At 45.3% G+C, this 25,146-nt stretch carries 24 protein-coding genes; 10 read left to right on the top strand and 14 right to left on the bottom strand.

What is annotated here, in order from left to right:
* Nucleotides 1-177: 177 nt before the first annotated feature.
* From BLU98_RS16775 to BLU98_RS16800, 6 genes are all read right to left on the bottom strand, one after another.
* Nucleotides 178-828: a hypothetical protein gene (locus BLU98_RS16775; protein WP_105471116.1), complete on the bottom strand. Its 651-nt coding sequence runs from the start codon at nt 826-828 to the stop codon at nt 178-180.
* Nucleotides 829-1,098: 270 nt separating this feature from the next.
* Nucleotides 1,099-1,572: a hypothetical protein gene (locus BLU98_RS16780; RefSeq protein WP_092726964.1), complete on the bottom strand. Its 474-nt coding sequence runs from the start codon at nt 1,570-1,572 to the stop codon at nt 1,099-1,101.
* Between the two features lie 94 nt (nt 1,573-1,666).
* Nucleotides 1,667-1,894: a hypothetical protein gene (locus BLU98_RS16785; protein WP_092726965.1), complete on the bottom strand. Its 228-nt coding sequence runs from the start codon at nt 1,892-1,894 to the stop codon at nt 1,667-1,669.
* A 68-nt stretch (nt 1,895-1,962) separates the two neighbouring features.
* Complete coding sequence (locus BLU98_RS16790) at nt 1,963-2,268, bottom strand: hypothetical protein (protein WP_092726966.1); 306 nt, start codon at nt 2,266-2,268, stop codon at nt 1,963-1,965.
* Between the two features lie 532 nt (nt 2,269-2,800).
* Nucleotides 2,801-2,995, bottom strand: coding sequence for a hypothetical protein (locus BLU98_RS16795; protein WP_092726967.1), 195 nt, complete (start codon nt 2,993-2,995; stop codon nt 2,801-2,803).
* A 187-nt stretch (nt 2,996-3,182) separates the two neighbouring features.
* Nucleotides 3,183-4,400: a peroxiredoxin family protein gene (locus tag BLU98_RS16800; protein ID WP_092726968.1), complete on the bottom strand. Its 1,218-nt coding sequence runs from the start codon at nt 4,398-4,400 to the stop codon at nt 3,183-3,185.
* A gap of 138 nt (nt 4,401-4,538) precedes the next feature.
* Here BLU98_RS16800 and BLU98_RS16805 point away from each other — a divergent pair, with 138 nt between their 5' ends.
* Nucleotides 4,539-5,669, top strand: coding sequence for a lactonase family protein (locus BLU98_RS16805; RefSeq protein WP_092726969.1), 1,131 nt, complete (start codon nt 4,539-4,541; stop codon nt 5,667-5,669).
* On the opposite strand, the gene BLU98_RS16810 is transcribed toward BLU98_RS16805, so the two are convergent.
* Entirely contained in the window at nt 5,663-6,118 is a 456-nt protein-coding gene (locus BLU98_RS16810) for a hypothetical protein (protein ID WP_092726970.1), read from the bottom strand. The genes BLU98_RS16805 and BLU98_RS16810 overlap by 7 nt on opposite strands.
* A gap of 53 nt (nt 6,119-6,171) precedes the next feature.
* Complete coding sequence (locus BLU98_RS16815; RefSeq protein WP_257575081.1) at nt 6,172-7,530, bottom strand: GH1 family beta-glucosidase; 1,359 nt, start codon at nt 7,528-7,530, stop codon at nt 6,172-6,174.
* A 323-nt stretch (nt 7,531-7,853) separates the two neighbouring features.
* Between BLU98_RS16815 and BLU98_RS16820 the strand changes: the two genes are divergently transcribed.
* From BLU98_RS16820 to BLU98_RS16835, 4 genes are read left to right on the top strand one after another with little or no spacing between them, the layout of a single operon-like run.
* A complete protein-coding gene (locus BLU98_RS16820) occupies nt 7,854-8,477 on the top strand; it encodes a TetR/AcrR family transcriptional regulator (protein ID WP_092726972.1) in 624 nt (207 codons plus the stop codon).
* Nucleotides 8,478-8,526: 49 nt separating this feature from the next.
* Nucleotides 8,527-9,570: an HlyD family secretion protein gene (locus tag BLU98_RS16825; RefSeq protein WP_092726973.1), complete on the top strand. Its 1,044-nt coding sequence runs from the start codon at nt 8,527-8,529 to the stop codon at nt 9,568-9,570.
* A gap of 2 nt (nt 9,571-9,572) precedes the next feature.
* Complete coding sequence (locus BLU98_RS16830; protein ID WP_092726974.1) at nt 9,573-11,156, top strand: DHA2 family efflux MFS transporter permease subunit; 1,584 nt, start codon at nt 9,573-9,575, stop codon at nt 11,154-11,156.
* A 38-nt stretch (nt 11,157-11,194) separates the two neighbouring features.
* Nucleotides 11,195-12,475 (top strand): TolC family protein, encoded by a 1,281-nt coding sequence (locus BLU98_RS16835; protein ID WP_092726975.1) that lies wholly within the window; start codon nt 11,195-11,197, stop codon nt 12,473-12,475.
* A 91-nt stretch (nt 12,476-12,566) separates the two neighbouring features.
* Here BLU98_RS16835 and BLU98_RS16840 read toward each other — a convergent pair whose 3' ends face one another.
* Nucleotides 12,567-12,950, bottom strand: a complete 384-nt coding sequence (locus BLU98_RS16840; RefSeq protein WP_092726976.1) for an SET domain-containing protein — start codon at nt 12,948-12,950, stop codon at nt 12,567-12,569.
* A 77-nt stretch (nt 12,951-13,027) separates the two neighbouring features.
* On the opposite strand from BLU98_RS16840, the gene mgtE reads away from it, so the two are divergent.
* Complete coding sequence (gene mgtE / locus BLU98_RS16845; protein WP_092726977.1) at nt 13,028-14,419, top strand: magnesium transporter; 1,392 nt, start codon at nt 13,028-13,030, stop codon at nt 14,417-14,419.
* A gap of 153 nt (nt 14,420-14,572) precedes the next feature.
* Entirely contained in the window at nt 14,573-15,007 is a 435-nt protein-coding gene (gene bamJ / locus BLU98_RS16850) for a BamJ family beta-barrel-assembly machinery protein (protein WP_092726978.1), read from the top strand.
* A 1-nt stretch (nt 15,008) separates the two neighbouring features.
* Here the strand turns inward: bamJ and BLU98_RS16855 are convergent, their stop codons facing one another.
* The 3 genes from BLU98_RS16855 to BLU98_RS16865 form a co-directional block, all read right to left on the bottom strand.
* Nucleotides 15,009-16,895 carry an ABC-F family ATP-binding cassette domain-containing protein gene (locus tag BLU98_RS16855; protein ID WP_092726979.1) on the bottom strand — a complete coding sequence of 629 codons (1,887 nt, stop codon included), beginning with the start codon at nt 16,893-16,895 and terminating at the stop codon, nt 15,009-15,011.
* Between the two features lie 134 nt (nt 16,896-17,029).
* Nucleotides 17,030-17,425, bottom strand: coding sequence for a hypothetical protein (locus BLU98_RS16860; protein WP_092726980.1), 396 nt, complete (start codon nt 17,423-17,425; stop codon nt 17,030-17,032).
* A gap of 99 nt (nt 17,426-17,524) precedes the next feature.
* Nucleotides 17,525-18,142: a GNAT family N-acetyltransferase gene (locus tag BLU98_RS16865; RefSeq protein WP_092726981.1), complete on the bottom strand. Its 618-nt coding sequence runs from the start codon at nt 18,140-18,142 to the stop codon at nt 17,525-17,527.
* Nucleotides 18,143-18,241: 99 nt separating this feature from the next.
* On the opposite strand from BLU98_RS16865, the gene glmS reads away from it, so the two are divergent.
* Both glmS and BLU98_RS16875 read left to right on the top strand, forming a co-directional pair.
* Nucleotides 18,242-20,080, top strand: coding sequence for a glutamine--fructose-6-phosphate transaminase (isomerizing) (glmS, locus tag BLU98_RS16870; RefSeq protein ID WP_092726982.1), 1,839 nt, complete (start codon nt 18,242-18,244; stop codon nt 20,078-20,080).
* 19 nt (nt 20,081-20,099) lie between these two features.
* Entirely contained in the window at nt 20,100-22,328 is a 2,229-nt protein-coding gene (locus BLU98_RS16875) for a DUF4954 family protein (RefSeq protein WP_092726983.1), read from the top strand.
* Nucleotides 22,329-22,380: 52 nt separating this feature from the next.
* Here the strand turns inward: BLU98_RS16875 and BLU98_RS16880 are convergent, their stop codons facing one another.
* The gene (locus BLU98_RS16880) at nt 22,381-22,977 is read right to left on the bottom strand and encodes a porin family protein (protein WP_092726984.1); all 597 of its coding nucleotides are present in this window, start codon (nt 22,975-22,977) and stop codon (nt 22,381-22,383) included.
* 85 nt (nt 22,978-23,062) lie between these two features.
* Entirely contained in the window at nt 23,063-24,310 is a 1,248-nt protein-coding gene (locus BLU98_RS16885) for a metallophosphoesterase (protein ID WP_092726985.1), read from the bottom strand.
* Between the two features lie 153 nt (nt 24,311-24,463).
* Between BLU98_RS16885 and BLU98_RS16890 the strand changes: the two genes are divergently transcribed.
* Complete coding sequence (locus BLU98_RS16890; protein ID WP_092726986.1) at nt 24,464-25,144, top strand: metal-dependent hydrolase; 681 nt, start codon at nt 24,464-24,466, stop codon at nt 25,142-25,144.
* The last annotated feature ends 2 nt before the right edge of the window (nt 25,145-25,146 follow it).

Raw genomic sequence — 25,146 nt, forward strand, 5'->3', positions numbered from 1 at the left:
TTTTACTGCGGGATTCGTTGTACCGATGCCTACATTCCCACTTGCCGGAAATGTATTCGTTTGAGCAATCCCATCGTAAGTCAATAAAATAAAAACAGTTATAGATAAGGATACGAATAGTGTTTTCATCTGATCATTTAGATTTTCTTGATTATAATTTGATATTGCCTTTTCTCTTCAATAGTTGACCAATTTGTTTTTGCTGTCTTTCATTTTTTTATCCAGTTCAATTACATACAATGTCAGTTTTTCAATTTTCCTTAATAACAAAGCTGTTGTTTCACCTATATCAATCTCATTTTTTTCTACCTCTTTGGTCGATGGAACTTCCGGCAAATGCTTGTTTGCCTTAACAAATGCTTCAATCTGTGAAAGTGGTTTAAGCGTATAAGCAGGATTAAATACATAATCCGCCCATGGACTAACCTGCGTTACTTTCAGTTTTCTTACCCCTACAGTACCTTCTACTGCCAATTTATACGGTCCTGCATCTTGGGTACCAATGCCCACACTCCCGTTGGTTGTATTAATACTAATTCCTTTTGTGCCGGTATTCCAATCAGCAATATTAAAGACCTGACCACCTCCACCAGCGGCATTCCAGATACCAAGATCATCCACAGCTAATGTCACGGCTGTTTTTAATATTCGAACATTGCCCCAATGAGTGCCAAAAATTGCTCCACCTTCAACGTGAAACCTGCCTAAGGGATTTGCAATACCAATACCAATATTTCCATTGGTCGTCCAGGGGGTATTCTGGGCTGAACAATATTTTGAGAAAAGTGTACCAATAATAACGAAGAGTAGTAAATTTTTTTGTCTCATGGGCTTCGATAATAAGTTAATTATATAGCTTCACCCAATTGCTTTATTAAAGCATGGGATACAACAGGTTAAGGCAACTTATACTGCACACAACTACATTTCGTGACTCGCTAATAGAGCTGTAAACGCTTCGAACTTCAGACTACTTATTTGGGGCAATTGATGGGGGGATATATCAGTTACCTGGTTGATTACAATATTAAAACTTATTACAAACAAAAACAATTTTTAAACGTATTTTTTTATGCTTTTTAGGGAGAGTAAAAACACTTATATTATAGCAATCATTTTCGTTCCAGTTTTTTGTACTCGTTTCTGCAAGGCTATATTTTCTTTTTTTAACTCGATCATATAGAGTGTCAGCTCTTCTACCTTCTTCAACGAAGCCGTTTGTGTCACTCCCATATCCAACCCCTGGTTTGCTACTTCTTTTGCAGAAGGGACTTCGGGTAAATGCTTGTTTTGCTTAACAAATTTTTCCACTTCCAAAAGGAGTTTCAAGCGATATGTGGAGCTAAATACATAATCGGGCCATGTTGAGGATTGCTTGACTTTAATCTGGCCGGCAATGATGGAGCCGGCAACAGCAAGGTTATAACCTTTGGTATCCGTGGTTCCGATACCAACCTTCCCATAAAAATAAGTGGTGGAATCCGGCGATATCTGAACAACCGGATAGGTTATATTACCATCGCTATATTCGAAAACAAAGGGCTTGTAATTTCCTGTAGCTCTTTTCTGCATCCGCATTCCGAATTTACGAGATGTGGGATACGATAGGTTGAAAAAGTCAACATACTCCTCTTCATTGTCACCATTCACCAGCGCTACTGTTGACTCATAAGCATTCCTTGAACTGGTAGGACTCCACACTTTGAAAACAGTGAAATCCTATCCATATCTCCTGAAGTAAGGTATGCCAGAAGTTAGCAGTTTGAGGAACGCTTATCTGGTTCTTAATAGAACTGTCAGATTGAGCGTTGGATTGCGTGGTCAATAATATACCCACCAGGAAAAACAATACCAACGGCACTTCATTCACGATTCTTTTCCTTATTTGCTTCATTTGTTTAATCTTTTATTTGTAATGCTTGCAGTGGAATTTCAATTACGGTTTACAGCAGTATCTCTTTTCTACATCAAATGATTTCGGGGATGGTTTTCTTTTTGCTGTTTTAATTCACCCTTAATCGTATGAGTAGTAGAATCTGCCTTATCAGGCTGCATTGGTTTATCAGGGAATGTAGCAGTCATTTTTATGCCGGAAAAAACATGATTCGTTGTTGAAGATGGTGTATCATTTTTTTCGGATAATGGATGCCCGTTTTTATTCAGATCAGCTTCCTCTCTTTTATACAAATTGCTTTTCTTCAATTGTTGAGTAGTATGATCTTCTTTCCACAGTAAATGATTCCTGACATCGGAGGAATCGTTTTGCAATTTGATATTGCTTTTCGCTGTTTTTAAAGTATCCTTCTGCGCAGGGTGGGTTTTAACCTGGGAAACAACACTGCCAACGAGTAATTATATTGAATGACAACAACAAAACAAAACGTAGTGCACATTTTTTAACAGATGGGTGCTTGATTTCAGGCATAGAAATATCACATTTACTTTATACATGAACTCAATTGGAATACTATTTCTATTGAATAATTATTGAGGCAGCATTTACAGGCCTCAATCAAAACATGTGAAGGACATCATTGGGGGAAAAAAGCAGACATCCATTCAATTGATAAAACAAAAATACCTCCTTAAATTTGTCTTCCTAAAAAAAATATTAAAACCCCTTACCAATTCCGACAATTTGGGTGTAATGGCCGGACTGATATAAAATACACGTAGATAGAGCACCCCTTATTTTAGGGGTATCAGCATCATTTTTTAATTACCGGTAAAGTTGTCCGCTTGAATTTTTTACCGGAGGATAGTATGTTTATAGGTCGACCTCAGGAAAACATTTTAACAACTACCCTTCTGTTTCATCGAGTATTTTCTTCCCCTTGTCTGTGAAATAACAAACTTTTTCATTCTCCTGTGAGCGCTTGATCAAGCCTTTCCCGATCAATATCTCGGTGAGCAGACCGCCCAGCTTACCGCCAATTTGCCTATAACGGATCCTTGGGGGCGTTGCTTTCTTGAGGAATGTTTTAACGATTGACATAAATGTCCGTTTTACCCGGAGAATGCGCCTATTAAGTTACACAGGTTCTCCAGCACATTTTATGCCATCAAAGGAAGTTTTTTCCCGCCGTTTATTGGTATTGAATAACCGTAATTAACATAAAAGTAAAGTGAGCCGTACAATACATTGAGCCATTGCGTATTGAACCATTGTTTCATTAAATATATTACCGCAACAAACTTTCTATCGTTGCATTAAATTCTTTCTTCATTTCTTCATAATGCACACCCGTTCCAGGGCCTGTAAACCCGGCTTCCAGCTTGGCCACTTTACCGGTTTTATCGATGAAGATGGTAGAAGGGAAGGATTTAATGGGCGTGAGCTGCGGCAGTGTTTTCTCTGTTTTCTGCTCATCCATAACAGTAACACCGGTAACCAGTATGGGATATTCCACGCCGAAACGTTCTTTGAATTTCAGCAGGCTCTTGCGCGAACGTTCAAAATCGGTACTGTATTCATACGCGAGGCCAATGATCTCCACGCCACGCTGTTTGTTCTTTTTATAAAAATCACTCAGGAAAGCCGTTTCATCCATGCAATTGGGACACCAGGAGCCCATGATCTGGATCACCACTACTTTGTTTTTAAAGCGGGCATCGTTGATGGACACCATTTTTTTATTCAGATCGGGAAAACGGAAATTCAACTTGCTTTGCCCTGGCTTCAGGTACATCGCCGCATCATTGGGTAACCCGGCATTGGCATTTTTTTCTGCAAGCCAGTTTTCATGGGCAACAGGACCGGAATAAAAATTTCCGCCACTGATGCTATGGTCATTGTTGATCTTGGCCGTGAACAGGAAAGCATGCACCCCATCGAAAGTGGACAACTTCAGCGTATCACCGCTGACCACTCCGCCCAGGTATCGATAATCTCCTGTTGAAGTCAATATTGAACCGCTCAGCTCGTTTCCTTTTTGCACAAACTCCCCTACCGTAGTATCTGTAGGCGCTTTACCGCTCTGTCCGAAAAAAGTTGCCCAGCGGCCGCTGATATTGTACAATGCAGGTTGCTTTACTTCAAAGCGTGTACCATTGCCCAGTTCAGCGGTGAAAGGCATTTGCATATGTCCCTTGCTCGTACTCCTGATCCACCATCCTGCTATTTTTTTATCAGACAATAACTTAACCCTAAACTGCGATTCAAAAACAGGCATCTGCACCAACAAAGAATCGCCCGCTGCACTGATATTATCTACACGCATTCTTTCACTGGCATTCAATATATACCAGACCGTTTTCCCTCCTTCGTAACGAAGCTCGAAATTGAATACGATATGGTTACCATCTGCGCGATGCAATTGCGCTTTCCATAATCCCTGTTCTTGCGCCTGTAACGTGTTGATCATTCCCGCCAACAACATAACCACCAATATCTTTCTCATAGTTCTGTACAACTTTGCTTTTCTTCAATAAATAGGCTGCCAGGCAGCAAACTTACCAACAAAACGCCTGCGCATTATCACTTGCCTGTCAAATTATACGAACGGAATGTTTATCTTCCGTTTTCTAAAATAAATGGCATGCGTTCGCTTCTTCTTTTTGTTTGCCTGATATTAAGCCAATGGCTTTTTGCGCAGGATTATTATTTGTTCGTTGGCACTTATACCAGCGGAAAAAGCAAGGGGATCTACGTATATCGCTTCAACAGTCAAACCGGCGAAGCACAATGGGTGAGCAATACCGACAGCAGCAATAATCCCGCTTTCCTGGCCGTATCGCCCAATGGTAAATTCCTGTATGCCATCAATGAAGCAAGATCACCCCAATCCGGACGTGTAAGCGCTTACGCCTTTGATGCTGCCAGCGGTAGCCTGCGGCTGATCAACCAGCAGCCGAGTGGTGGATTTGGCCCCTGCTTTGTAACGATAGATAAGACCGGCAAATGGGTACTTACGGGCAATTATATGAGTGGGAGCCTGGCCGCGTTGCCTGTAAATAAAGATGGCTCGCTGGCACCTTATACGCAAATGATACAACAAGAGGGCAGCAGCGTGAACAAGAGCCGGCAGGAAGGTCCGCACGTTCATTCTACTTTCATCACCCCCGATCAGCATTATGTGCTGACGCCCAACCTGGGAACCGATAAAGTGATGATCTATGCATTTCATAAAAAAGACCAACAGCCCCTGAAGCCCGCCGCACAACCCTTTGTGCGCTCCATACCGGGCAGTGGTCCCCGGCACCTCGACTTCCATCCCAATCGCAAATATGTTTACCTGATTGAAGAAATGAGCGGCACCGTATCGGTATTCGCTTATCACAAAGGCAGGTTGAAAAAGCGCCAAACCATTGCCACGCACGCGGCCGATTTCAAGGGGCAACCCGGCAGCGCCGATATTCATGTATCGCCCGATGGTAAATTTTTGTATGCTTCCAACCGGGGTGAAGAAAATAACATCGCCATTTTTTCTATCGATCCCGTTTCCGGTTTGCTAACGGCCAAAGGCTACCAGGCCCTGTCCGGCAAATGGCCGCGTAATTTCACGATTGACCCGGAAGGGAATTTCCTGCTGGTGGCCAATCAACAGACCAACAATATTGTCATTTACAAAAGAAATAAAGAAACGGGCATGCTGGAAGCTATGCCACAACAACTGGAAGTACCCAGTCCTGTTTGCCTGAAGCTGTTACGCATTGAGCCGCATCAATGATGATGATGGCGATGGGGGTGGTGTTGGTTCTGACCTGAAGAGTGGTTTTGCGCATTGGCCTTCTTCATTTGATTTTGAAGAAACCCTAAGGCAACCAGGAAAAATCCCATCATCAAAAAGAAATACTGCAGGAAAAAATCATTGCCCACCATGAACATCTGGGCAATCACAATCACTACAATAACCAATCCCTGTACCACGATGGCCGTAGGGTACCAATGGACCTTCTTCAAAGTAACGATAATGGTAAAAAGACTCAATACACCGAATCCGATCAGCAATATCCATCCGGGGATAGTATAATCTTTGAACACGGTTCCGTTGAGGAGATAAAAAGGCAGGCCGAGGGAGTTTCCGGTGGGATCCATGATCATACGGGCTCCGGCATAAAGGTTAACGGCACATACCAACACTAATACTGCAATCGATAACTGGCGAACTGTTTTCATAGGCGCGCGGGTTTATATCTGGCAATCGTATCAACAGTTAAGATACGAAAAAATCACTTACCTGCCAGGAAATCCCGGAACCAATAGCCCGAATTCTTGATGGTCCGCAGTTGTGTTTTAAAGTCGGTATAGACCAGTCCAAACCGCGCCGCATAGCCTTCCGACCATTCAAAATTATCTGTAAGCGTCCAGGCAAAATAACCGCTCAGGTTCACGCCTTCTTTTTTGGCCCGCAGCGCGGCGGCCAGGTATTGCTGGAAATAGTTGATCCTCGCCTGGTCGTTCACGGTACCGTTTACCAGTTGGTCTTTGAAAGCCGCCCCACCCTCCGTGATCATGATCTCTTTTACACTTCCGTACAACCAGAACCGTTTTATCATCCAGTAAAGGCTGTCGGCATTGATTTCCCAACCCATACCTGTTACCGGCACTTTGCGCTGGGTGGCTTTTACTTCTGATGCATGGATATAAGGGATCAGTGAATTGTATTTCACGGTAATGGGGAAATAATTCTGTATGCCAATGAAATCGAAATTGAACTGCATGCGCTCCTGGTATTTCCAGGCTTTGTTGTGCAGGTGTATTTTATCGAGCAAAGGGAAGTTCTCCACTTCGGGGTATCCCCTGCCCAATGCCGGCTCAATGAACAGTCGGTTCATCAAAGCATCGACCCTTTTAGCCGCCAGTACATCAGGCTCTTTTTTACTGAAGGGCATTACTTCACTACAGGAGAAAGTAGTACCAATTTTTGCCTTTGATACCGCGTCACGCACCAGCCGGCCTCCCTCGGCCGTGCAGAGTGCTGCATTGTGTATGGCCGGCAGGAAGTTAAGCAGTCCGGTTTTACCAGGTGCATGCTTGCCCATCATATAACCCAGTGTGGTAAAGCCCATGGGCTCATTCATGATGATCCAGTGTTTTACTTTGCTGCCATAAGCTTCAGTGCATACCTGCACAAAACGGGTGAACCATTTGAGCATCTGGTGACTCGTCCATCCGCCATTTTTTTCCAGCTCCAAAGGAAGATCCCAGTGATACAGGGTTACATAAGGTGTAAGTCCCAACGCCAGGCATTCATCAATGACCTTATGATAAAACGCAATCCCTTCTTTGTTTACCCTGCCAATGCCTTCCGGTAAGATGCGGCTCCATGAAATGGAAAAACGGAATGCAGAAAAGCCCAATGCTTTCACTAATACGAGATCATCTTTATAACGATAATAGAAATCGCAGGCTTCAGATGGTTTAGCAGCGCCTTTGATCTTTCCCTGTCGCCGCGCAAAACTGTCCCAGATAGAAAGTCCGCGCCCGTCTACATTGTAGGCGCCTTCGTTTTGTGCGGCGGACATGGCTACACCCCATTGAAAATTGGGACCGAAAGACTTTGCCGATAGGGTTTGATATGGTGTCAACAGTAAAGCTTTGCGCTAAATTGACGAATGATTTTGTTACGATGATATTATGCAATTGTTATTTCTACCTGCAACCCGATGTTTTAATTAAAATTTAATGATTCAATTTTAAAGATCCAATCTACTGACAATCAGCAAAATATAAATATCTGCGTTTCAAAAGTAAACTTTCATTTAAATCAAACGTTTGTTTAATTCAAACACTTGTTTAATTTTACATCGTCGTCATCCTGAGCGAGCGGAGCGAGTCGAAGGACCTGCTGGAGGTTCTGGCAGATCCCTCGGCTACGCTCGGGATAACGGCAGCAATAAATTTTCTGTATATGCATCCCGACAAAAAACAAACCATCATCGAAGCGGCCATGGAGCTGTTTGCCGACAAAGGATTTGAAGGCACTTCCATCCGCGAGCTCGCTGCCAAGGCCGGTGTAAACATCGCCATGGTGAATTATTATTTCGGCTCGAAAGAAAAATTATTCGAAGCCATGGTGGAAGAGAAATCCACTTATTTCAGAGAGCGGCTCAACAGCATCCTCATCGATGAATCGAAAAATGAACTGCAGAAAATAGATACTATTATTGAAGACTACGTGAACCGCATCACCAGTCAGCATAAATACCACCGGGTGATCCACCAGGAACTGATGCTGCAGCAACGCGAATCGCTTCATGAAAACATCATTGCTGTTTTTGCCAAGAACAAAGAAGTATTGAAAAAGATCATTGACCAGGGGGTGAAGAAAAAAGTATTCCGCAAAGTAGACCCTGAGCTCACCATCGTTACCCTCTTTGGTACCATGCACCAGGCGCTGCTGTCGAAATCCATGTGCAAATTTCTGATAGCCAAGGATGCCAATTTCGATCCGTATACCGATGAAGCTTTTAAGAAAAGACTAATTAATCATATCAAGCAGGTCATGCACGCCCATTTATCGCACCAACCATAACCTCATTTATATTATCAATCGTAAACAAGCAATCTAAACACCATTTCGTATGACAAAGCAAAAACCCCCAGCAAAAAAGTCGCCCGTAAGAATCGTGGTACTCAGCGTGGTATTTCTTATCGTCGCTTATGTTGGCTATAACAAAATCCATTTTGCCATTACCCACGAAACCACCGACAATGCACAGGTGGAAACCCAGATCACACCTGTACTGCCCAGGGTGGCCGGTTACGTGAAAACTATTTCTGTAAAAGATTATGATTCTGTTGCAGCCGGTCAGCTCCTGGTAGAGCTCGACGATGCCGAACTGCAAACGCAATTACTGGAAATGGAAGCCGATTACAAACAGGCCGAAGCCGATCTCATCAATGCCAAGGCGGCTCTCAACAATGCCGTGGTATCACTCCGCATCAACAAAGGCAATATCGACCTGAACGATGTGCGCAAGAAAAAAGCGGAAGACGATTTGAAAAGAGACCAGAACCTGTTCAACGACCAGGCCATTACCCGCAAGCAACTCGACGACAGCAAATACAATGTAGAAACAGCCGCACAGCAGTACCAGAATGCCAAGACCGACCTGAGTTCTGCCGAAAGCCGCATTGCTGTTTTGCAGGCAGGCATAGAAAAAGCAACCGCTGCATTGGCTGTAAAACAAGCCAAGATCGAGCAAACCAAACTCAAGTTGTCTTATACCAGGATCTATGCACCACAGGCAGGCAAGATCGGTAAGAAAAATATTTCAGAAGGCCAGTATGTTCAGGCAGGCACGCCCCTGTTCTCTATTGTAAACGATACCACTTACTGGATCGTAGCCAATTTCAAAGAGAACCAGTTGAAAAAACTATACCCTGGTAAAGACGTGGATATAGAAATGGATGCCTATCCCGACCTCAAAATCAAAGGCGCTATCGAAACTTTGAGTGAAGCTACCGGCGCCAAGTTCTCTTTGTTACCGCCCGATAATGCCAGCGGCAACTTCGTAAAAGTAACACAGCGCGTTCCCGTAAAGATCCGTATCAAAGACATGGATAAATACAGGAATATGCTGCGTGCAGGCTTAAGCGTTTATATCAGCACTGAAATCAATTAATCATGGCAACGCCTAAAGGATTTGCCAAGGCCATCATCGTACTCACTACCGTTACCGCGGCCATCATGGAGCTCATCGATACCTCCATCGTGAACGTGGCGTTGAGTGATATGAGCGGTAGTCTCGGTGTAAACATAGAAGACATCAGCTGGGTCATCACCGCTTATGCCATCGCAAACGTGATCATCATTCCGCTCACCGGATTTTTAGCAGAATATTTCGGAAGAAAGAATTATTACATCGTTTCGATGATCATCTTTACGGTTGCATCGTATATGTGCGGTCAGTCTACCAGCCTCATGGAAATCATCATCTGGCGCTTTGTGCAAGGTGTGGGCGGCGGCGCCCTCCTGTCTACTTCTCAGGCCATCCTCTTTGATGCCTTTGAACCGAAAGACAGGCCCATTGCCTCGGGTTTGTTTGGTATGGGACTCGTGTTAGGCCCTACCCTCGGCCCTACGCTGGGTGGGTATATCATTGACCACGCTTCCTGGCCGCTGATCTTCATGATCAACATACCCATTGGTATCATCGCTACTTTTTTATCCTTCACTTTTATTGAAAAGAAAGAAGGCGAAGGAAAAAATAAAAAACACATCACCATCGATTATACCGGTATACTGTTGCTTATGGTAGGTATCGGCAGCCTGCAGTACATGCTGGAAAGAGGTGAATCGGAAGACTGGTTCAGTAGTAATACCATCATCATTACTTCTGTACTCGCCGTTGTTGGTCTGATTGCTTTCATCTGGTATGAACTGAGCATCAAATCGCCCGCGGTGAACCTGAAAGTATTGAACAACCGCAACCTGGCATTCACCACCATCTTCACTTTTGTGGTGGGTGTGGGATTGTTCACCTCGGTGTTTGTATTTCCTGTACTGGCGCAAAGAACATTGGGTTATACCGCTTATGAAACAGGACTCACCTTACTCGCGCCTACCATGATCACCGTTGTGATGATGCCTATCATTGGTAAGCTGATGAGTAAAGGCATTTCACCCATTCCTTTTGTGGTGATCGGGTTTCTGCTCTTTGCCGGTTACGCGTGGCTGAGTGCAGGCGTGAGTCCGGATGTGAACAAGGACGATTTCTTTTTACCCCTGGCCCTTCGCGCCGTAGGCATCAGCATGGTGCAGTTACCGCTGATCAACCAGGCGGTAGCAGGCTTGCAGCCCAAAGATTATGCATCCGGTATTGCACTCAATAACATGATCCGGCAACTGGGTGGCGCCTTTGGTATTGCACTGGCCAATAACTACATCGCAAGGCAATATGCACAACACCGGTACGACCTGGTTTCCAAAGTAACGGGCGAATCGCAGATGTTCATTGAACGAAGCCATACCATCGCACAGAGCATCATATTGAAAACGGGCGATGTGGCCGGCGCCGGCGCCCAAGCCATCGCTACCATCAACCGGGTGGTGGACAGGGAAGCTTATTTTCTCTCTTACCTCGACACCTTCAGGCTCATCACCATCTTCTTTATACTGGTAATACCGCTGGTAGGATTCCTGAAAGTGAAAAAGAAATCAGCTGCCGAAATGGCTGCAACGATGAAAGCGGCGTCGGAAGCGCATTGATGAAATCAACAATCAAAAGAAAAAATTCAAAATAGAAGATGAAAAAGATATTGATCATATCACTGTTTACAGTTACAGCGCTTTCCGTTGGAGCACAGGTAGCTGTGAACAATGAACTGAAGGGACTGATCAACCAATCCTTTGGTTACTTTCCCAAAGTGAAAGAAGTGGAGCATACCATTACCACAGCCGATGAAAAATTAGCGCTCACGCGTTTAAATAAACTGCCCGATGTAACAGCAGACGCCTCTTATGCCTATGTAAGGCCGAAGATCGAGATCCCGCTGGGCGGAGAGAGTTTCCAGTTTGCACCTGTACACAATGTAAGCGGTGCACTCAATGCCACTTATGCGCTTTTCGATTTCGGCAGGCTGCAGGCCAATATCAACCGTGCAAAAGAAGATTTGTTGTATGCCAAACACAATACCGACTATGTGAAAAGTCAGCTCGCCAACCAGGTAGCCGTTGTGTATTACAACATTGTTTTTTTACAAAAAGCAATTGGCATCCAGGACAGCGTACTCAATTACCTCAACGAGAATAAAAGGATTGTAGACAGCAAGCTGAAAAACGGCGATGCATTGAAGATCGACCTGCTGAACATACAGGCTTCTATCGACAATGAAGAGAACCGCAAGGTAGACCTGAAGAACAACCTGCAAAAACAACTCAACCTGCTCGAGTACACTACCGGTGTGAACCAGAGCCAGGGCAAGGCATTTGATTTCGATATCAACCTCACCGATGCAGGAAGTGCATTGGGATTGGCCCAGACCAATAACCTTGAATTCATCCTGGCAAAAGACAAGATCAAACAGGCCGAGAGCGACCTGGCCATTGTTAAAACAGCAGAAAAACCAACGATTGGACTGAAAGCCGGCGCCGGCATCAAGAATGGCTATGTACCTTATATCGCAGACATGCGTTTTAATTACATGGCAGGTGTCGGTTTTTCAGTGCCCATTTACAATGGTGGCAAGAATAAACAGCAACAGAAATTGCAGGAGAACATCATCAAACAAAATGAGATGGCAGTGGAAAGCCTCAGCAGCAATTACAAAAAAGACATTGCGCAGTCCATGACCGATGTTGCTACCAATCTCGAAAGGATACGAAATACACAGGGTCAGATAGAACAGGCGAAAGCCGCGCAGGTATTGGCTTCCAACCGTTTCAACAATGGCGTGGGCACCAACCTGGAAATTACCAATGCCAGCACCAATGTACAACGTGCAGAATTAACCAAACTGCAATACGAATACCAGTTGTGTTTGGCCAAGGTTGAATTATCAAGATTGATGGGCTACCAGTACTGGTAGTACGCTGAACGCTGAATGCAAAACGCCTAACGCAGAACGCCAGTACAATATCTACTATAAGCGTTTAACGTTAGGCGTTTTGCATTCAGCCTTATTTCGCTTCGAACCAGATGGGTTTTTCATCATCCGGTTCTGCATTGTAGTTGATGAACAGTTCTTCACCTGCGGTGATGGGTTTTACGGTAATGATGCGCATGGTATCTGCATCGTAATCCATTTCGTATACGCAGTTCGCATTATAAGAATGGTTGTACAGAGAAAGATAACCGAGCGCTACGCATGCACCTTTGGAATCATTGCCCCATTCGAAAATATAATCGTACAGAAGCGTTGTTTCTACCTTCTGCCTGTCTTCCGCTCCCAGCACGAGTACCGGGGATATTTCCACTATCGTGCCGGGAGCGATGGGCTCGGAAGCGAAAACGCCCCTTCCCCGGTTATCGGAAAGTGCAATATGAAGAATGGGTAAAATCATGCTATTGCAAACTACAAAGTTCCATCAGAACCCCCAATTCCTTTGCTCTAATTGGTAATTCCCCTTAAATTGCGGCCATGTCACTGGAACTGGAACAACCCGGCATTCAAGAACAGTTTGAACAACTGATTGAAAAAGAAGATAAGCTGGAGATCAGGGAATTCCTTGATCACCAGAACATCAGTGACGTGGCCGAACTCATCAATGCCTACCCGGAATACGAAGCGCAGATCATTGCGAATATGGCCATTCACCGGGCGTCCAGTGTGTTCAAGATCCTGGACATTGCCCAACAGAAAGACATCATAAAAGAACTGCCTTCTTCCAAGACCGCCGAATTGCTCAACGAGCTCCCGGCCGATGACCGTACCGACTTCCTCGAAGAATTACCTAAAGCCGCCATACGCGACCTCATCAAGCTGCTCGATCCCGAAGAAAGAAAGATCACGCTTTCTATGCTGGGATACCCGGAAGACAGTGTGGGCCGTTTGATGACGCCCGATTATGTATACGTATTCGCCGATAACACCGTTACGGAAGTCTTCAGCACCATCCGAAAACATGGTAAGAACAGCGAAACCGTAGACGTAATCTACGTAATCAATGATAAGGGTGAACTGGTAGATGATATCCGTATCCGCGACGTGATCCTTGCATCGCCCGAAAAACGCCTCATTGAAATCATCGACGGAAGAGTGGTATCGCTGAATGTGAATGATGACCAGGAACATGCGAGCCAGGTATTTAAAATGAATAACCGCGTGGCGCTGCCCGTGGTAGACGACAATAACATTTTGCTGGGCATTGTTACCATCGACGATATGTTGTGGGTGGCCAACGAAGAGTACAGTGAAGACATACAGAAAATAGGTGGTACCGAAGCATTCGATGAACCTTACCTGGATATACCCTTATTGAAATTGTTCCGTAAAAGAATTGGTTGGCTGGTGGTGCTTTTCCTTGGCGAAATGCTTACGGCTACCGCCATGGGTTATTTTGAAGACGAGATAACCAAAGCCGTAGTGCTGGCCCTTTTTGTACCCCTGATCATTTCCAGCGGTGGCAACAGCGGATCGCAAGCATCCACGCTGATCATACAGGCCATGGCCGTAGGCGAAATTAGTCTGGCCGACTGGTGGCGCGTATTAAGAAGGGAATTATCGAGCGGCTTATTGTTGGGAGGTGTGTTGGGTATCATCGGATTCGTTAGGGTAGTTGTATGGCATTCCATCGCCCCCACTCTTTACGGTCAGCACTGGATGCTGATTGCTTCCACCGTAGGATTTTCCCTGGTAGGCGTTGTATTATGGGGCACCCTTTCCGGTTCTATGTTACCCATTGTATTGAAGAAGCTGGGTGCCGACCCCGCCGTATCTTCTGCCCCGTTCGTTGCCACACTGGTAGACGTAACCGGGCTCATCATCTACTTCTCCGTTGCATTCTTCTTCCTGCAGGGGATACTTCTCTAATTCGTTTTGATTGTCATCGGAGCAATTTTTTCTCGTCATCCCGAGCGCAGCCGAGGGATCTGCCCGAGTGTTCATCTGGTCCCTCGACTCGCTTCGCTCGCTCGGGATGACGAAAAGAACAAGCCAACAATATTATCTTTGCACAAAAAACATATGGGTGTTGCAGATCAATTAGCACAAATGAGAGCCGAAAAAGCGGCAGCCAATTTGAAAGCAGGACAAGATTTTCTGGCAGGTAACAAGCAAAAGCCCGGCATAACCGAATTGCCCAGCGGCTTACAATACGAGGTCTTAACAGAAGGCAATGGAGAAAAGCCCAACGCACACAATGAGGTAACCTGTCATTACCACGGCACGCTCATCAATGGAACGATATTCGATAGCTCAGTACAACGCGGACGCCCCGCTTCTTTCCCGCTGAACATGGTGATCAAAGGATGGACCGAAGGATTACAACTGATGCCCACCGGAAGCAAATGGCGTTTTTATATTCCGTCTCACCTGGCTTATGGTGAGAGGCAGGTAAGCGCAGAGATCGGCCCGAACAGCACATTGATATTCGATGTAGAACTGATCAGCTTCAAATAAATCATTGCAGTTCGCTCAACTCGAGCCAACGCATTTCTTTTTCTTCCAGCAACCGGTTGATCTCAATCATCCGGTTGCTTATTTTTTGCAGTTCTTCAAAAGGCAGTTTGGCGCTGCTCATCTGGTTGGTGAGCGCATGTTTTTCTTCTTCCAATAAAGGCATTTCTTTTTCCAGCAATTCGAATTCCTTTTTTTCTTTGAAGCCCATTTTCTTTTTAGGCGATGTGGAAGCAATCTGGGATTGTGCAGCAGGCGTTGTTGCTTTAGACTCCGCTTCTTTTGCAGCAAGTTCTTCCTGTTCTTTCAGCCAAAGCCGGTATTGTGTATAGTTACCGGGAAAATCGCGCACTTCACCATTACCTTCAAACACAAAGAGATGGTCTACCAGTCTGTCCATAAAATACCGGTCGTGCGAAACGATCATCACACATCCCTGGTATTCGCTCAGAAAACGCTCCAGCACTGCCAGCGTGGGCAGGTCGAGGTCATTAGTAGGTTCATCCAGTACAAGGAAGTTGGGATTGCGGAACAAAACAGTCAACAATTGCAGCCGCTTCCGTTCACCACCACTCAAAGAAGATAAATAAGTGTACTGTTTATCGGGTGAAAAAAGAAAAAGCTCCAAAAACTGTGCGGCGCTCATGCTACCGCCTTTGGCCAGGGGAAAACTTTCGGCAAATGTTTTCACATATTCAATCACCCGAAGGTCTTCTTTGATCACCAACCCCTGCTGTGAAAAATTGCCGAATATTACTGTATCGCCTATGTTGATTTTACCGCTGTCGGCAGATTCGATCTGTTGCAAAATATTCAGGAAAGTAGATTTGCCTACACCGTTCTTACCAATGACACCAATACGTTCTCCTTTGCTGAAGGTATAATCAAACCCTTTCAGGATCGCCAGCTCACCGAATGACTTGTATACTCTCTTCATCTCTATCACCTTCCCTCCCAGTCTGCTCATTTTCACCTGTAATTGCAACTGCGCGTCTTCTATTTTTTGTTTGGCACGGGCTTCTACTTCGTAAAAATTATCCTGCCGGCTTTTGCTTTTGGTAGTACGTGCCTTGGGCTGCTTGCGCATCCATTCCAATTCCTTGCGGTATTCATTCCGGGCTTTATCGATACTGGCCTGCTCGCTTTCCAGGCGGGCCGCTTTCTTCTCCATGTAATTCTCGTAATCGCCTTTGTATACGTACAGGTCCTCACGCTCCAGTTCCCATATTTCATCGCTCACGGCATCGAGAAAGTACCGGTCGTGCGTAACCAGCAGCAACGTAACATTTTCTGCATTCAGGTAATGCTCCAGCCATTCGATCATTTCAACATCGAGGTGGTTGGTAGGTTCATCCATCATGAGCAAGGTGTGCTTATGCTCAAAACCAATATCGATAAGGGTTTTAGCCAATGCTACGCGTTTGCGTTGCCCTCCGCTCAGTTCACTCACCGGATTTTGTAAATGATGGATATTGAGCTTTCCCAGTATCTGCTTCACTTTGGCTTCAAAATCCCAGGCGCCCAGATCATCCATCCGGGTAATGGCATCTGCTATCTGTATACCGTCTTCTGATTCCACCGCCGCCTCATATTGCCTGATGGCGAGGATAACGGGATGGTTGAGATGGAAAATATTCTCCAGTACTGTTTTGTTCTCATCAAAACGCGGGTCCTGCTCAAAAAGGGCGATGGTAACGTCTTTGTGTACCCATAATTTCCCTTCATCAGCCGTTTCCTGTCCGGCTAAAATGCGCAACAATGTAGATTTACCCACCCCATTGCGGGCAATCAGCGCCACTTTATCGCCTTCGTTGATGTGAAATGAAATATTACTGAACAGGGGATTGACACCATAACTCTTGGTGAGCCCTTCGGCCGAAACATAATGCATGCCGCAAAGATACGGTGCTTCGGCAGAACGGGCACCTGCTTACACAACAAGACAGCGCCTGTTCGGCACTGCCTCGTCGGTTATGTTCATCAGGATATAAGATATTTCAGCGGAACGAATAGCATGATGCTGTATCAGAATGCCGGGGCCACTTGCAATCCCCTGGCCAGCTGGCGCAAACTCCTCTTAGAATGCCAGAATCGGTACAACCGGATACCCAGCAGCAGCACAACTGTAAACAGGATGTACAGTAAAACGGAATTGATGAATCCCAGCTTCAAAACCGGTATGACCCGGGTTACCATCAGTACCAGATAAGCTGCCAGGGTAACCAAACCGATCTTGTTGTCGAGCTGCTTTCCGCCTATGGCATATCGTTTCACAATCTCCTGTTCTAATTGACGGTTCTCCGTTTCCGAGAATTGGTTCATGTGTACTTTGATGATCCTTTTCTCCATTTTAAACAAGCCGATTTCATGTGCGATCTGTTCTATATCAGATGCAGTACTGATGATGATTTTCTTTTCCATAGCGTAGGTGTTGAATATATCATCACACAAAAGTAGCAGGGCGCCATAGGTTCTACAAGGGGAAAATAACCCATTTTAGAAGCGTGTTTTCCCCCTTTTTTACCCCCCGACCCGCTTAACTCCCAATTTATCTTCAAGTTTTTCTTTCACTCCCGGCCATTCTTCTTTCACAATGCTCAACACAATGGAATCCCTTCTCCCGCCTTCCGTTTTTGGCATGTGGCTTCGAAGGATACCTTCCGGTTTGCATCCAATGCTTTTCATGGCAGCGATGCTGCGCGCATTGTTGTTATCTGCCCGGAACTCTACCCGCTCCATCCCCATCTCTTCAAAAGCAAACTGCAAAAGCAAATATTTACAGTGCTTGTTCAACCCCGTTCCCTGAAAAGCTTTGCCATACCAGGTGAAGCCCAATTGTAACGTACGGTAAGGAAGGTTGATATCGTAAAACCGCGTACTGCCGGCATATTGCTGTACACGCTTATCAAAAACAATGAAAGGGTATTCTTTCTGGTTTTCACGCCCCATCATGGCCAATTGAATATAATCCTGGAGATTTTTTTCTCCTGCCGCTTTTTGCAATGAAAACTGCCAGATATCGGGCTCATTCTGGGAAAAAATGCGCAGATTTACGCAATCGTTTGCGCTAAGAGGACGCAAGAGCACGCAATCGTCCTCCAAAATGTAGTCTTTCGAAAAATCAAATGTGTAATGCATTGGAAATATTTATGGTGTGGAACGATCTTTGCCCCAAATTGCGAACCATTCTGAGCAGTAAAATAACTAAACTTGTAACCTAATACAACTTAAAAATTTATGTGTGGAATTGTAGGATATACCGGGCCGAGAGAAGCCTATCCCATCTTATTAAAGGGACTGAAGAGACTGGAATACCGCGGATACGACAGCTCCGGTGTTGCTTTACTCAACAGCAATGGCCTCAACGTGTATAAGAAAAAAGGAAAGGTAGCCGAGATGGAAGAAGACGTGATGGGTAAAAACACCCACGCACATATTGGTATCGGCCATACACGCTGGGCTACGCATGGTGAACCCAGCGACCGCAACGCGCATCCGCATCTTTCACAAAGCGGACAACTGGCTATGATCCACAACGGTATCATCGAGAACTACATGCCCATCAAACAGGAACTGATCAACAAAGGCTATACTTTTAAAAGCGATACCGATACCGAAGTATTGCTAAACTTCATTGAAGACATCAAAAAGAACAACAACTGTTCACTGGAAGAAGCCCTGCGCATAGCGCTGAAACGTATTGTTGGCGCCTATTGTATCCTGCTCATCGACCAACACGATCCTGAAACCATCATTGCAGCGAGAAAAGGCAGCCCGCTTGTGATTGGCATTGGCAAAGGCGAGCATTTCCTCGCCAGCGATGCTTCCCCCATCATCGAATACACCAAAGAAGTCGTTTATGTTAACGATTATGAGATCGCTATCGTAAGGCCCGACGAGCTGATCTTAAAGAACCTTGGTAACGAAAAGCAATCGCCTTTCATTACCAAACTCGATATGGAACTGGCCGCCATTGAAAAAGGCGGATACGAACATTTCATGTTGAAAGAAATACATGAACAACCGGACACTATTTTCGACTGTTTACGCGGGCGGTTGCTGCCGCAATCCGGACAGATCATCATGAGCGGAGTAGATAACCATATCGACGCATTGAAAAATGCACAACGTATGCTGATCGTAGCCTGTGGTACCAGTTGGCATGCCGGCCTGCTAGCCGAATACCAGATAGAAGAATTATGCCGCATTCCTGTAGAAGTGGAATACGCTTCTGAATTCCGGTACCGCAACCCGGTAGTGAACAAAGGCGATGTGATCATTGCCATTTCACAGAGTGGCGAAACCGCCGATACATTGGTAGCCCTGGAAAGCGCGAAAGCTAAGGGTGCTTTCATCTTTGGCGTGGTGAATGTGGTAGGCAGCAGCATTGCGCGCTTAAGCAATGCAGGCGCTTATACGCATGCCGGCCCGGAGATAGGCGTTGCCAGTACCAAAGCGTTTACCGGCCAACTCGCTGTGCTCACCATGATGGCCCTCAAGATCGGTTATGCAAAAGGAGCCATCACCGAAGCGCGTTACCTGCAATTGATGCGCGAACTGTATGAAGTGCCGGAAAAAGTAAAAGAGATACTGAAAGACACCAGCAATATCCAGCGCATTGCTGCTAAATACAAAGACGCTACCGATTTTCTGTTCCTCGGAAGGGGTTATAATTTTCCCATCGCCCTTGAAGGTGCACTCAAACTGAAAGAGATCTCTTATATCCATGCCGAAGGCTACCCGGCCGCGGAAATGAAACACGGTCCCATTGCACTGGTAGATGAAAAACTGCCGGTGGTTTTTGTTGCCACGAAAGACTCTTATTACGAGAAAATCGTTTCAAACGTACAGGAGATCAAAGCAAGAAAAGGAAAAGTGATCGCTGTAGCAACGGCCAATGATGAGATCATCCCCGGCATGTCGAACGATATCATGTTCGTTCCCGATGCAGATGAAGTGATCGCACCCTTGCTGAGTACCATTCCGCTGCAATTGTTGAGTTATTATGTTGGCGTGGCCAAGGGACTGGACGTAGATAAACCCCGCAACCTGGCCAAGAGTGTTACTGTTGAATAAAACAATATAAGCATACTGCATGCCTCAGAACATCATTACCAAATCTCCGCTTGCGGCATTGGGGTACGGTTTTATCAAAGACACCTACCTGCCCAAAGGGAAAGATGAATATTACCTGCGCAATAAACAGAACCGCAACGGCATTACGTACCGGCAGCTTACCGCTTATGAGATTGAAATGCTGGTACGCAATGGCAATACCAGCGACAACTGGAATCACTTATTGGTTTCCGATGCATTCAACCCTGAGCTGGTAAAGAACTGTAAATTTTTTGGCCTGGTACGCATTGGCAAGCTGGAGCCCCTTTGTCTCAGTTTCAGCGACCTGCAAACACCCGTTGGTTTATACAATTCCACCATCATCAGTTGCGATTTCGGCGATAATGTGGTGATCAATAATGTAGAATACCTCTCGCATTATATCATTGGCAATGAAGTGATCATTGTGAATGTAAATGAACTGGTAACAACAAATCACGCCAAGTTCGGCAACGGCATTGTAAAAGAAGGCGAGCCCGAAGATGTAAGGATATGGATGGAGATCTGCAATGAGAATACCGGCCGGCGCGTGATGCCTTTCAATGGCATGCTGCCTGGCGATGCCTTTTTATGGAGCCGTTTCAAAAACGATAACGCGCTACAGGAAAAATTCAAGGCTTTCACTGAAGCGCGATTCGATAATAAACGCGGTTATTATGGCAAGATCGGCAACCGTACCGTGATCAAGAACTGTAAGATCATCAAAGATGTATGGGTGGGTACCGATGCCTATTTCAAAGGCGCCAACAAGTTAAAAAATCTCACTGTTAATTCGGGCGAAGAAGGACAAACACAAATTGGTGAAGGTTGTGAGATCGTCAATGGCATCATCGGTTTCGGATGCCGCATATTCTATGGCGTGAAAGCTGTTCGTTTTATCATGGCTTCTCATTCGCAATTGAAATACGGCGCGCGGCTCATCAACTCGTACCTGGGTAACAATGCCACCATTTCCTGTTGCGAAGTATTGAACTCACTGATCTTCCCCGCTCATGAACAGCACCACAACAACTCATTCCTTTGTGCAGCGTTGGTCATGGGACAAAGCAATATCGCCGCAGGCGCTACCATTGGCTCTAACCACAACAGCCGCGGCGCCGATGGCGAGATCATTATGGGGCGCGGATTCTGGCCCGGTCTCTGCGTGAGCCTCAAACACAATTCCAGGTTCGCCAGCTTTACCATTCTTGCTAAAGGAGACTATCCTGCCGAGCTTGACATACCGTTTCCTTTTTCATTGGTGAGTAATGATGTGCATAACGACCGGCTCAACATTATGCCGGGTTACTGGTTCCTATACAATATGTATGCACTGGCCAGGAATGCCTGGAAATGCGTAGACCGCGATAAAAGAACCGAACGCATCCAGCACCTTGAATACGATTACCTGGCGCCCGATACGATCAATGAAATGTTTCACACTTTACGTTTATTGGAAATCAATACGGGTTATGCTTATTACAAAGCCCATCATCCGAAAAAAAATATTACGCAGGAAGAGGCCCTGACTACAGGCAAGCAGCTCTTGCATGGAGATCCTAAATTGGTAAACCAGTTGGAGATCACCATAGAAGGCGTGGAAAACGGCAAACGGAAAACAATACTTTCCAAAGTAATGCAGGCTTATACGTTGTTTACCGACCTCATCTACTATTATGGTATTACACAGTTGCTGCAATTACTGAAACAACAGAAAGCCGCTTCTTTGGAATCTTTCATCGCGGCACTTCCGGCAAAAGCTGTTCGCACCAACTGGGTCAATGTAGGCGGACAACTGATCCTTGCAGAAGACCTGCAACAATTGAAAGACAAGATCAAAGCGAATAAGATCAAATCATGGGATGAAGTACACGACTACTACACAACGTTGGGGAACAAATATCCGCAGCAAAAAATGAACCACGCCCTGGCATCCCTCGCCGAGATCACTGGAAAATCTTTGCGCAAGATCGACAAACATGGTTTCAACAACCTGTTGAACACCGTTATCGCTACCCAGGAATGGATCACCAAAGCCATTTACGATTCCCGCGCAAAAGATTACAACAATCCTTTCAGGAAAATGGTGTATGAAAACATGGCCGAAATGAATGAAGTAGTGGGCAAGCTGGAAAACAACAGCTTCATCAAACAACAACTGGCTTCACTGGAAGAATTCAAAAAAGAAGTAGCCGGTATCAGAAAAACATTCAAGCTGAAAACACCTTAATAAAGAAAGCGCCCTTAATAAGGCGCTTTCTCATTGTATGATTCAACTGTAATTAGAACCGGAGTCCAATACCCATTTGTATCTGCTGATTGGTCCATTTATCCTGGTTACCCACATCGTTCAGGTTCTTCAAGCCAATGTTGTAACGACCGTAAATACGCAGGAAATTGAAATTCAGTTGCGCACCTGCTACCATAGAAAAATCTCCATTCTTGAACGCAGATTGTCCGTTCTGCAGGAAATTCTTATCCTGGTTAATCAGGATACCGAATTGCGGTCCGGCATTCAATGTAAGCATCTTACCAACATTGTATCGCAATAAGATCGGTATGGCCATATAATCCAGCTTGATCTTCTCATCCTTACTGGTTGCAGAATTTACAATAGTTGGATAAAGATTATCAAAATTGGTGCGCTTGGTAGTGGTCTGGCTCCACAACACTTCAGGTTGAATACCCCATTTCTTGTTGAAGTCGATTTCTGCAAATGCACCTACGTGATAAGACAGGTCAAATCCGTCATTGAAAGATTGTCCTGTTATTTTTGTCAGGTTAGTACCTGCTTTCACACCCAGCCTGAATCCGCCTTGTGCAAAGGCGCCGGCTGTAAAAAGAAAGAAGGTGGCTGCTACTAAAAAAATCCTTTTCATAAGTCTCTGTTTTGTTTAATGTATTCTTTTCAATGACCATGCCAGAAATAGCAAGAATATCCTAAAAAGCATAAATGTCAGTTGCTTATACCAGCTCGATGACGGTGATTTCAGGCAATATACCTACCCTTCCCGGATAGCCGATAAAGCCGAATCCACGGTTCACATATAATTTCTGTTTACCGTCCTCATACAATCCGGCCCATTCTTTGTACATCCATTGTACCGGACTCCATTTGAAGTAAGGATTTTCTACTCCGAACTGCATGCCATGCGTATGCCCCGCCAGCACCAGGTCGATATCGGGGTAATGCGGTTTGATTTCCGCATCCCAATGACTGGGATCATGACTCATCAATAGCTTGAATGGAATTTTTTCTGTTCCGGGATAAGCGAGGTTCATTTTACCGTATTTCGGAAACCGGCCTTTGGCGCCCCAGTTCTCTATACCTAATAAAGCTATTTGCTGTCCGTCTTTTTCCAATAGCACATGTTCATTCATCAACAATCGCCAGCCCATATCGGCATGCACTTTTTTCAGCGCTTCGAGGTTGGCCGCTTTGACGGCTTCTGAAGGCCATGAAACATAATCGCCATAATCGTGATTGCCCAATATACTGTAAACCCCCATGGGTGCCTGAACGCGGCTGAAAAGGTCTTTATAATCATCCATTTCAACAGCCCGGTCGTTCACCAGGTCGCCCGTGAACAGGATGAGGTCTGCTTTCTGCTGCAACACCATGTTCACCCCATGCTCCACTGCCTTTTTATCCTGGAAGCTGCCGCTGTGTATATCGCTGATCTGTACCAGCTTCAATCCACGGAAGGCCGGTGGCAGGTTATTGAATTTCAGCCTGACTTTCAGTACCTGGTAATTGTATTTGTTGTTGAAGCCATATAAGAGCGTGCCAAATAGCCCGCCCCCAATGCCCAATCCAACCCAGCTCAGAAAAGTGGAGCGGGGAATACTGCTCGTCTCATCCATATACCGTACGCCGGTATCGGGAAATATTTTCGTCATGAGCCATAAAGCCCCGCGGCGGAGATCATCGGCCAAAAAGAATACCGAGCCCAGTATTTTAGCAAAGAACAAGCCCACCAGTATTGAAAAAATATAATTCCGGAACACCCGCGAGGTCTGCAGGGCCTGCACATAAGGAAAACTTAAAATAGTGGCCAGTGTTAAGGCAGATATCACCCAATAAGCAATATGAATGACCATTCGGGCCTTTTCAGTCGCATTCTGTGACACAAGCCTGAGCGCCTGGTACACATACAGGTCCAGTAAAAACATCACCAGGGCTATGATCCACCAGGTAGTTGCGTTTCGCATAAATTGATCATTATAAGGTACTTCAGGGCAGACGCATGAAGGATAAAATTATTGTAAAGCTTTGCTAATTCTTAATTCCGCACAATTCCATTTTTAGGTATCGTTTCCTAAGCACAAACCCGTATTTTTGGCGACTTCCAAAGTCTCAATCAGATGAAACTGACTTATTACGGACATTCCTGTTTCTCAGTGGTTATCAAAGGTAAAAAGATCCTTTTTGATCCGTTCATTACGTATAATGAACTGGCCAAACACATTGATCCTGCGCAAATTGAGGCTGACTATATTTTCCTGTCACACGGCCATGTCGATCATATCGCCGATTGCATGAGCATTGCCGCCCGCACCGGCTGCCAGGTAGTAGGCAATTGGGAGGTGCACGAATGGTTAAATAAGCAGGGTATTGAGAAAACGCATCCCATGAATACGGGCGGCAAATGGCATTTCGATTTTGGTACGGTTAAATGTGTAGTAGCGCAACACAGCAGCGGTCTTCCCGACGGTAGTTATGGCGGCAACCCCATGGGATTCCTGTTCACTACCGGCGAAGGTAATTTTTATTACAGCGGCGATACGGCCCTTACGCTCGACATGCAACTCATCCCCTCATGGGTAAAACTTGATTTTGCAGTGCTGCCTATTGGAGACAACTTTACAATGGATGTGGCCGATGCCATCCGCTGTGCAGATTTCATACAATGCAACCAGGTAGTGGGTGTACATTATAATACTTTTGGTTTTATAAAGATCAATACCCATGAAGCGCAGGCTGCATTCAAGGCCGCAGGAAAGAATTTGTTATTGCCCGGCATAGGAGAAACCATCGAATTATAGTG

The sequence above is a fragment of the Hydrobacter penzbergensis genome (assembly GCF_900106985.1).
Lineage (GTDB): Bacteria > Bacteroidota > Bacteroidia > Chitinophagales > Chitinophagaceae > Sediminibacterium > Sediminibacterium magnilacihabitans.

Coding starts and splice junctions, on each gene's coding strand:
- BLU98_RS16880 (WP_092726984.1), bottom strand. CDS start 22,977: ATGAAAAGGATTTTTTTAGTAGCAGCCACCTTCTTTCTTTTTACAGCC.
- BLU98_RS16785 (WP_092726965.1), bottom strand. CDS start 1,894: ATGAAGCAAATAAGGAAAAGAATCGTGAATGAAGTGCCGTTGGTATTG.
- BLU98_RS16795 (WP_092726967.1), bottom strand. CDS start 2,995: ATGTCAATCGTTAAAACATTCCTCAAGAAAGCAACGCCCCCAAGGATC.
- BLU98_RS16810 (WP_092726970.1), bottom strand. CDS start 6,118: ATGAAAACAGTTCGCCAGTTATCGATTGCAGTATTAGTGTTGGTATGT.
- BLU98_RS16800 (WP_092726968.1), bottom strand. CDS start 4,400: ATGAGAAAGATATTGGTGGTTATGTTGTTGGCGGGAATGATCAACACG.
- BLU98_RS16820 (WP_092726972.1), top strand. CDS start 7,854: ATGCATCCCGACAAAAAACAAACCATCATCGAAGCGGCCATGGAGCTG.
- bamJ (WP_092726978.1), top strand. CDS start 14,573: ATGGGTGTTGCAGATCAATTAGCACAAATGAGAGCCGAAAAAGCGGCA.
- glmS (WP_092726982.1), top strand. CDS start 18,242: ATGTGTGGAATTGTAGGATATACCGGGCCGAGAGAAGCCTATCCCATC.
- BLU98_RS16860 (WP_092726980.1), bottom strand. CDS start 17,425: ATGGAAAAGAAAATCATCATCAGTACTGCATCTGATATAGAACAGATC.
- BLU98_RS16840 (WP_092726976.1), bottom strand. CDS start 12,950: ATGATTTTACCCATTCTTCATATTGCACTTTCCGATAACCGGGGAAGG.
- BLU98_RS16865 (WP_092726981.1), bottom strand. CDS start 18,142: ATGCATTACACATTTGATTTTTCGAAAGACTACATTTTGGAGGACGAT.
- BLU98_RS16855 (WP_092726979.1), bottom strand. CDS start 16,895: ATGCATTATGTTTCGGCCGAAGGGCTCACCAAGAGTTATGGTGTCAAT.
- BLU98_RS16890 (WP_092726986.1), top strand. CDS start 24,464: ATGAAACTGACTTATTACGGACATTCCTGTTTCTCAGTGGTTATCAAA.
- BLU98_RS16885 (WP_092726985.1), bottom strand. CDS start 24,310: ATGCGAAACGCAACTACCTGGTGGATCATAGCCCTGGTGATGTTTTTA.
- BLU98_RS16825 (WP_092726973.1), top strand. CDS start 8,527: ATGACAAAGCAAAAACCCCCAGCAAAAAAGTCGCCCGTAAGAATCGTG.
- BLU98_RS16830 (WP_092726974.1), top strand. CDS start 9,573: ATGGCAACGCCTAAAGGATTTGCCAAGGCCATCATCGTACTCACTACC.
- BLU98_RS16875 (WP_092726983.1), top strand. CDS start 20,100: ATGCCTCAGAACATCATTACCAAATCTCCGCTTGCGGCATTGGGGTAC.
- mgtE (WP_092726977.1), top strand. CDS start 13,028: ATGTCACTGGAACTGGAACAACCCGGCATTCAAGAACAGTTTGAACAA.
- BLU98_RS16835 (WP_092726975.1), top strand. CDS start 11,195: ATGAAAAAGATATTGATCATATCACTGTTTACAGTTACAGCGCTTTCC.
- BLU98_RS16780 (WP_092726964.1), bottom strand. CDS start 1,572: ATGCAGAAAAGAGCTACAGGAAATTACAAGCCCTTTGTTTTCGAATAT.
- BLU98_RS16805 (WP_092726969.1), top strand. CDS start 4,539: ATGCGTTCGCTTCTTCTTTTTGTTTGCCTGATATTAAGCCAATGGCTT.
- BLU98_RS16775 (WP_105471116.1), bottom strand. CDS start 828: ATGAGACAAAAAAATTTACTACTCTTCGTTATTATTGGTACACTTTTC.